At 67.1% G+C, this 7687-nt stretch carries 8 protein-coding genes, 1 tRNA gene and 1 pseudogene; 6 read left to right on the top strand and 4 right to left on the bottom strand.

The genetic code is table 11. The features are described from left to right. Nucleotides 1–544: 544 nt before the first annotated feature. From NBZ85_RS24255 to NBZ85_RS24260, 3 genes and pseudogenes are all read left to right on the top strand, one after another. Nucleotides 545–991, top strand: coding sequence for a hypothetical protein (locus NBZ85_RS24255; RefSeq protein ID WP_261562659.1), 447 nt, complete (start codon nt 545–547; stop codon nt 989–991). Between the two features lie 464 nt (nt 992–1455). Further along, nucleotides 1456–1578 (top strand): annotated as a pseudogene (locus tag NBZ85_RS34110) (helix-turn-helix domain-containing protein); the annotation flags it as partial. Between the two features lie 26 nt (nt 1579–1604). Then, the gene (locus NBZ85_RS24260) at nt 1605–2447 is read left to right on the top strand and encodes an IS30 family transposase (RefSeq protein WP_498041259.1); all 843 of its coding nucleotides are present in this window, start codon (nt 1605–1607) and stop codon (nt 2445–2447) included. 283 nt (nt 2448–2730) lie between these two features. Here the strand turns inward: NBZ85_RS24260 and NBZ85_RS24265 are convergent, their stop codons facing one another. Beyond that, nucleotides 2731–3159 (bottom strand): PIN-like domain-containing protein, encoded by a 429-nt coding sequence (locus NBZ85_RS24265; protein ID WP_261562661.1) that lies wholly within the window; start codon nt 3157–3159, stop codon nt 2731–2733. A gap of 2 nt (nt 3160–3161) precedes the next feature. Continuing rightward, complete coding sequence (locus tag NBZ85_RS24270; protein ID WP_261562662.1) at nt 3162–3860, bottom strand: DUF433 domain-containing protein; 699 nt, start codon at nt 3858–3860, stop codon at nt 3162–3164. A 544-nt stretch (nt 3861–4404) separates the two neighbouring features. Here NBZ85_RS24270 and NBZ85_RS24275 point away from each other — a divergent pair. After that, nucleotides 4405–5607 carry a hypothetical protein gene (locus NBZ85_RS24275; RefSeq protein WP_261562663.1) on the top strand — a complete coding sequence of 401 codons (1203 nt, stop codon included), beginning with the start codon at nt 4405–4407 and terminating at the stop codon, nt 5605–5607. On the opposite strand, the gene NBZ85_RS24280 is transcribed toward NBZ85_RS24275, so the two are convergent. Further along, nucleotides 5528–6148, bottom strand: a complete 621-nt coding sequence (locus tag NBZ85_RS24280) for a hypothetical protein (RefSeq protein ID WP_261562664.1) — start codon at nt 6146–6148, stop codon at nt 5528–5530. The genes NBZ85_RS24275 and NBZ85_RS24280 overlap by 80 nt on opposite strands. Before the next feature lie 316 nt (nt 6149–6464). On the opposite strand from NBZ85_RS24280, the gene NBZ85_RS24285 reads away from it, so the two are divergent. Next, nucleotides 6465–6656 carry a hypothetical protein gene (locus NBZ85_RS24285; RefSeq protein ID WP_261562665.1) on the top strand — a complete coding sequence of 64 codons (192 nt, stop codon included), beginning with the start codon at nt 6465–6467 and terminating at the stop codon, nt 6654–6656. Nucleotides 6657–6865: 209 nt separating this feature from the next. Further along, entirely contained in the window at nt 6866–6994 is a 129-nt protein-coding gene (locus tag NBZ85_RS24290; RefSeq protein ID WP_261562666.1) for a hypothetical protein, read from the top strand. Between the two features lie 233 nt (nt 6995–7227). On the opposite strand, the gene NBZ85_RS24295 is transcribed toward NBZ85_RS24290, so the two are convergent. Further along, nucleotides 7228–7315: transfer RNA gene (locus NBZ85_RS24295), tRNA-Ser, on the bottom strand. Nucleotides 7316–7687 lie beyond the last annotated feature (372 nt).

Here is a 7687-nt window from a genome sequence, read left to right on the forward strand (position 1 = left end):
GCCCCAACCACCACCAAGGCTGATCCTCGGGCCGAAGAGGTTGACTCCCCCCAAGCCCAACGACATGCCTGGTCCCCGTATACGCATCGCGCCCCCCGGATATCAACGTGTGACTTGGTACCTTACAGGAGATGATTGCCGCCCATTTGAAGTGATATCCAAAGCAAAAAGACAGCACAGGAAAGACAATAGATGCCTACCAGAAGATTCGCCGCCGAGTGGAAGTCAGGGTATGCCCCCAAGCCGTTAGCGGCTGCGAAACGCTCAAAGGGCTACGAGGAGGGTCCCGCACATGCAGATGGCCAGGATCGTGGGGGCATACATCGCTCTGTTCCCCGTCTCCTGATATGGAAGCGGCGGGAACTCGAACTCGACAGTAGAGCCTACGGCCCTTCTCGCAACGTCCGAGTCCGCCAGACCGACTCAGGGCACGATAGCTGAACGCCGGCTGACCGGCCGCGTCGCTAGGCGACAGGCGACCCGATCCGCTGTGTGACAGCACGATAAGGTGTATCCCTCACGGAACGGAACACGGGGGAATACTATGCACAAGCAGATCATCCCTGCCCTGACGCTAGCCGCAGCTGCGGCGCTCGCCGGCTGCAACACCAGCTCAGGCGGAGGCACGGCAGCAGGCGCTGGTGGTGCGGCAGACAGCACCGCGGCTTCCGCACCGGCAGCGCAGGCCCCGGCGATCACCGCCGCCGCACCGGCTGCACTCCTTCAGGAGCAGGGCAGTGGCACGAAGAACACCGCCCAGTTCACGACGGGTGGGGCGTGGACGTTGGATTGGTCGTACGACTGCTCAGCGTTCGGCGGACAGGGGAACTTCGTGGTCATGGTCAACAAGGATTCCGGGGACAAGCTGACCACGGACAATGTGAACCAACTTGGCGCGAAGGGGACGTCCACCGAGCATTTCTACGACAAGGGCACCTTCCACCTGCAGATCATCTCCGAGTGTGCGTGGACGGTGGCGGCCAAGGGTTAGCCGGCCAAGGTGTGCCGCCGTCCTACCTGGGGTTCCGGGTGGGGCGGCGGTTGGCGTTCGGGTAGGTGTGCTGCGCGGCGCACTGCCTCCGTGACCTGCTCGATCAGGCCACCGGCCCGTGGTCGCCGCTTGACCCGGGAGGTCGTCGGCACGGGCGGCCCTGCGCGACCCGGTCGAATCGTCCTGTTTTCTCGGCGCTGGCCGCCGAGGCTGCTCAGGCTTGACGGCAGACCCCGCGATGAGGAAATGCCGTGACGACGGACGACCAGCCCGCGCACCAAGTGGCTGACGTGATGCTGCCGGACCTGTTGGATCTGGCTGCCCAGGCCCGGCCCCGACGACCAAGGCGAGTTCTGGGAGGAATCCAGCCAGATCGAGAGCGAACGACAACAAGCCGACGGCGGTCTCAAGTAGTCAGTGCATCAGCCCTGGTAGAAAGGCTGTCTTCTGATCGGGAGGGCTGAGTGCGGGGTCGGGAGCTAACGCTTGCGGAGCGGGAGGAGATCTCTCGTGGGTTGGCGGCGGAGCTGTCACACCGGGTGATCGCGGTCCGGCTGGAGCGGAGCCAGTCGATCGTGAGCCGTGAAGTGAACCGCAACGGCGGAAACAGTGGATACCGGGCGGCCGAGGCCCAGAAACGCGCCGACGCTCAACGCCGCCGACCGAAGATCTCAAGCTTGTCGCGTCGCGGCGGTTGCATGAGCTGGTCGCTGCCCGGCTTGCGGACGACTATTCTCCGCAGCAGGTGGTCAGCAGCCTGCGGAAGGAGTTTCCGGACGATCCGGAGATGAGCCTGTCCCACGAGACGGTCTACCAGACGCTGTTCGTCCAGGCGCGCGGCGAGCTACGTACCCAACTGAAGCTCGCCCTGCGGTCGGGGCGGGCCGAGCGCCGTCCGCAGGGGTCGACCCGGCCGAAGCAGGCCAGGATCGCTGGGATGGTGGGCATCTCCGAGCGTCCGGCCGAGGCCGAGGACCGTGCTGTGCCGGGGCACTGGGAAGGAGATCTGATCATCGGGAAGGGCGGCCGAAGTCAGATCCTGACCTTGGTGGAGCGCCAGACCCGGTTCGTCATGCTCTCGCGTGTTCCGTACGACCGCGGTGCCGACCGGGTCGCGGGTCTGCTGTCGTTGCTGGTGCGTCGGCTTCCCGAGCAGTTGTTCCGGTCCATCACCTGGGATCAGGGTGTGGAGAGGGCCGACCATGCCCGGTTCACCGTGGCCACCGGCATCCCGGTGTACTTCTGCGATCCGCATTCCCCGTGGCAGCGTGGGAGCAACGAGAACACGAACGGGCTGCTCCGCCAGTACTTCCCGAAGGGCACGGATCTGTCAGCGCATACTCAGGCTGATCTCGATATGGTTGCCGACCGGCTTAACCGCCGCCCCCGCCAGACACTGGACTGGGATAAGCCATTCGAAAGACTCAACAATCTGCTACTATCATATAGCGGTTGATGCACTGACTCCCTGAAACCGCCCCCCGAGCCTCCCGCCACTGCGGCATACCTCTGGGAATCCCTGTCCCGCGCGGTTCACCACCACCCGTACGAGCTTTCACCGACCGCCACCGAACTGCGCCGCTGGCACCAGGACGTGCACGCGCTCGCCCTCACTCTGGGCTCACACCGGCCGGAACCCGATCCCGCCGCGCAGCCGGAGTCATCCTGAGCGAGCGGTCCAGACCCGCGGAGAACGGATCAGTGAGACCCCTTTGAAGATCGACGATCGACCGGGTCGGTCAGCCCTCGGCGGCCGGCAACGTGGGCAGCTTCAGTTCGCCGATGCCTGCGCGCGTCAGGGACCGAACCCACGGCCCGGGAAGGTCCGCCAGAGGCTCGAACTTCTCCCAGTGCTGGACAACCATACACAGCATGTCCCACCTGGTCATGCTCCCGGCCTTCGTGAGAAAGATTCCTTTCACGGCATGCGCGAGGAACAAGCGCTTCTCGGCCAGCCGGTGACGGATCTTCATGTCACGGGTGAGCAGTACCAGATCGCTGTCGCCCACGTACGGCAGCCATTCAGTGTCCTGGGCTCCCAGACTGATCGGGCAACGCCGGTGGCCTGGGTGGAGAACGTCAGGCCGCACCGCGGCGAGCGCCTTGCCCAGTGGAAGGGTGTTCTCGTCGACGAAGAAGCGCGGCCGTAGTACGGCACCGTCGTCCATGCTCAGGCTGCGATCTCCTGCCCTCGGAGACGACTCTCATAGCGCACCGCGGCCTCGACGTCCACGTCCGGCAGCTCATAGGCCTCGGCGATCTCCGCGATGGACTCGCCGGCTGCCCACAGCTCGTACAGGTTCGCCGTGCGCGTGCTACGTACTACCGGGGAACCGAACTGTCGCAGCGGATCGAGGACAACCTGCCGGGCGGTGCTATCCGGGAACAAGCGCAGCGCCTCATCCTCGCCGACGCCAGCCCCCGGCGCGAACTCAACCATTTCGAAGAAGTGCTGCGCCTTCGGCGCGAGCACCAGCTGCCCGTCGCTGATCCGGACCATGGACAGCGAAGTGCCGAGGCCGACCTCTTCCTGGACCGCGAGCACGACATCCATCCCGAACACGTAGGGCTTGGCGTGGGCAAGGGGGTAGGACACACCAAACCGCTCGCGCAGGCGCTGCACGACAATCCGCATCTTCTGCAGGGAGATCCCCTTGACCCGGTATTCCCGTAGGTAGCCGGCTTCGACGAATTCGCCCCAGGTGACCACCTCGTTCCCGGTCCGCTCGGGGCGGATCACCGGGTCATAGTGGATCTCCCCACGGGTGTAGCCGTCGATCCACCCTCTCAGGCGTGCCGGGCTCACCGCGAGTAGGCGGGCTGCCTCGCTCATCGAGTAGACCTCGCGGTCCAGCACCCTGACGGTCACTCCAACATCATGACTCATGGACAAGATCGAAGGCATCCACACGCGCCCCTTGGGCCAGCATCGGACCACCCGCCTCGGCCTGGACGTTGCCGGCTTCGGCAACCTTGGTTCAGCGCCCTGCCGGTCGGCGGTACACCGGCGGGCTTCCCGGGCCCGCCACGCGGCCGCCGAGCCTTCCCCCTTGGGCGGCCCGGACCATCCACAGGCGGGCCGCACAGCAAGCGAACGGGTCAGGGCGTCCAGGGTGACCGTCCAGCAGGCGAGGCCAGTCGCCCACCGCTGGACGTCCGTTGGGCGTCCGCTGGGCGACGCACTCGGGTGCGGCGCACCACCACCCCTACGAGCTCTCACCGACCGCGTCCGAACCGCGCGACTGGTGCCAGGATGTTCGAACGCTCGCCTTCGCGCTGGCCGCACACCATCCGGAGCCCGAGCCGGAATAGACCGCAGACCGGTCCCGAATCGACGAATTCGAACGCCAAGGGCATCACCGCTCTTACCCTCGACGTGACGCCGATCCCGCCTCTCATCCCTGAGGAGGCACGTGACTGACCAGGCTCTGCTCCCGCCCGTGCTCGCACCGCGGCCGGCCTCCACCGCGGCGGAGCGCCGTCTATCCGAACGAATCTTCCTGCTCGCCCGTACCCGAGCCCTCCGTGTGCCGAGCCTGCATCCGCGGCACGGTGGGCTGGCACTGTGCGGCCCGGACGCAGTCGAAAAGCTCCGAGAGCTTCGCAGGAGGGGGCACTCGGGCCTCCTGATCGCCGACCCCGCGTTCTATGAGAACGACGTCGCGACGGACGACCAGCCATTCACTTTCACGGCGGATGACCTCTTTGGCCACGGGCTTGACCGGGAGCTGGAGCTGCAGCTCGACAGCGGCGCGACGGTCGCACTCACGCCGACGCGCTACCTGCGCGCCGGAGACCGCGGCGCCCTGCGGGCCGTGGTCACCGCGGCGCAGGACATTGACCGCGTTGGCACCGTCGTCATGATCCCGGCTGCGGTGGGTTGGCTGCTGGACTCCAGCATAGATCTGTTCCTGCCCGCGCTCGCCTCGATTCCCCACCCGGTCGCGATCGCCCTCGGCGGCCAGTTCAATCCCCTGGACAGTCATCGGAAGGCGACCACGAACCTCCGACGGCTTCTCCTCGAGGTCCCGGGAACGGCCCTGTGGCGTACCGACCTGGCCGCATTCGACAGCATCGCGCACGGCGGACCATTCGCGTCGTTCGGCCTGACCACCGCGCTGCGGCACATCATCCCGCCGGACGAGAAGCCACAAAACAGGAACGGTGGGGGCCCGGTACCGCCGACCGTTTTGCTCCCCGAGCTCCTGCGCTTCTCAAGCGGGCCAGCCCTCGCCAAGCGCTACGCAGGATTGGAGGCGCCGACCTGCACCTGCCAGGTCTGCCGAGGTGCCGGGCTGAACCGCTTCGACGGCTACGACGGCGATACCCGCGCCCAAGCTGACGCCCACAACGTCGCGGTATGGAACGAGCTGCTCAGCGCCCTGTTCAGCCTGCGCGATCTGGGCAACCGGCAGGCATGGTGGCGCCGCCTCTGCATGGATGCCGTCAACGCCCACGAGACGGAGAACATCCGGATTCGGCAGGCCGGGGCCTTCAAACCGCCGAAGGACGTGAAGAGATGGGTGGACCTACCGGTCACCCATTCGCCAGCGCCGCTACCGGCCGCAGCCCCAGATCCCCACCAGCCAGGTACGTCCGGTACACTTCTTCGGTGAACCACCAGGTCCGGGCGGCCAGCCGGCCGGACCGATGCGGCTCCGGCGGTACGAGCACCTCTATCTCCGATCCGCCGGTGACCACAAGGAGGCCGACACCGAAGAAGTCGGCCTCCGCACAGGAGGTCGCTGGATCCCGTGGCGGTCGGTCCAACACGATCGCCCTGGCACAGAACGGCGCGAACCGGCCGGCCTGTTCAAGTCCGTGTCGCCAGCCACGGCTGCCAGCAATGATTGCCAGCGATGCGATCAGCGGCGGACGCGCCCGCCGTGTGACAATGCCTGAATCCACATCGACGCATCCTGCCGGCGCCTTCGCGAGGGCACGCCGCTCACGCCCGCCCAGATCCGCCGTCCTCACAGCAGCGCCGACCGGGAGGCCGAGGAGCAGATCGAGGACATCGACATCCGTGGCGGCCCCGAGACCCGCCCGCTCACGACGATCGATCTCCTCCATGTCGGGCTCGAAGCACACCAGAGCCTCGACGCCAAGCACCGGACCCCAGGAGACGTGCGCAGCGCCTGCGGCGAGCACCGGCACCGCCCTGCTCGCAGCGGATGCAGTCGCAGAAGCCGAGGTCGGGGACCTTGTCACTGCTCCCACTCTGCCGCAATCGCGTTGCCAGCGTGTGAATCACCCCACCAGTCAGGGCCTTGATGTTGCACTACTCGGACCTTTGATCGTTCAGGGGTGTCGCCGGCCGCTCCGGACGGGTGAGCGGCACGCCAGGACGATCACCAGCGGCCTGGCGCCGAGCCGGGCAGACTGGCCCCTTGAGGTATCCCGGCTGCAACCGGTGGGCCATCATGAGCGAAAGTGTGCCTTGGAACGAGACGCAGCGGCAGGAAGGCGGGCCATGGACACCACCCCACAGCCCTACCCGGAGCCGCACGAGTGGGTCGACGACCCCGACCCTGACACCAGGCGTGCGATCGACGAGGCCCACGAGGACGTCGAGGCCGGCCGCACCGTGTTCTGCCTGTCCGACGCCGCGTTCGACGCCCTCCTCGACCAACTGGCCGCCGAGGAGCACCCAAAGGCAAGCTGAGGCCCGCGAACCCCGTACCAGGCGCGGGTGATCGTCGCTCTATCGTGACGGCATGCCCACGTACGAGCAGGTGGCTCGCTTCATGGCGGAGTACGCGCGGCTGACCCCCGAACAGCGGCGAGCGTTCCGTCGCCCTGTTCCGCGAGGGCTTGGAGACGGGCCAGTTCCACCCGAGCCTCGGCGTGAAAGGCTTCCGGTCGGAGCCAGGCGTGTTCGAACTGCGGTGGGCAAAGGACGGCCGGGCCCTGTGGGAGTATGGCAGCCCCGTCCCGAGCCATGACGGTCCTCACGTGCGCTGGCTGCGGATCGGCACCCACGACATCTACAAGAGCCGCTGACCGGCGGGCCTCAGTAGCTTGGTTGAGTGGGTCTCCGCTACCAGCATCTGACCGACCCGGTCATCAAGGACGGGCCACCAGGATCCAGCCTCCCTGCCCTGGGAGGAGACGCCAAGACCAGCGGAACGCTCCCAGCAGGGGAGTGAGACCTGAACTGAGACCGCAGGACGCGGGTTGGGCTTGGGCCGGCACACCAGGTCACGGGAGACCCCTTGGCCAGAAGCCAAGATCTCTGGCGGAGGATGAGAGATTCGAACTCTCGAGGGGTTGCCCCCAACACGCTTTCCAAGCGTGCGCCCTAGGCCACTAGGCGAATCCTCCGTCGATGAGACTATCTGATCGTCACCGATCCGTGGACGAGGGGTCGCCCAGGCGGCGACCAGCGCGGATCGGGGTAGGGACCGGCGCGGCCAGGCTCCGGACACATGACGCAGCCCCGCGGAACATCGTGATCGCGTGGCCATACCGCCCGTGTTCTCCTGGTCGGCCCGGGACGGGGCGGACTTCCTTGCCCTTGTGGGGGGTTCCGCGTCCGATTCGTCCCCCCTGAAGGGCAAGAAAGGTGCCGAGTCCCAGCGCCGCCGCGGACGGCGCCGCCGGCTGCGGGCGACCACCGGCGCGCGGCTGGGTGCGGATGGACGCCGACGCGCGGACGACCGTCGGCACGGGGTGGCGGCCGGAGCGGAGTGGCGG

The sequence above is a fragment of the Frankia tisae genome (genome assembly GCF_025403405.1).
Taxonomy (GTDB): domain Bacteria; phylum Actinomycetota; class Actinomycetes; order Frankiales; family Frankiaceae; genus Frankia; species Frankia tisai.

Coding starts and splice junctions, on each gene's coding strand:
- NBZ85_RS24255 (WP_261562659.1), top strand. CDS start 545: ATGCACAAGCAGATCATCCCTGCCCTGACGCTAGCCGCAGCTGCGGCG.
- NBZ85_RS24265 (WP_261562661.1), bottom strand. CDS start 3,159: ATGGACGACGGTGCCGTACTACGGCCGCGCTTCTTCGTCGACGAGAAC.
- NBZ85_RS24285 (WP_261562665.1), top strand. CDS start 6,465: ATGGACACCACCCCACAGCCCTACCCGGAGCCGCACGAGTGGGTCGAC.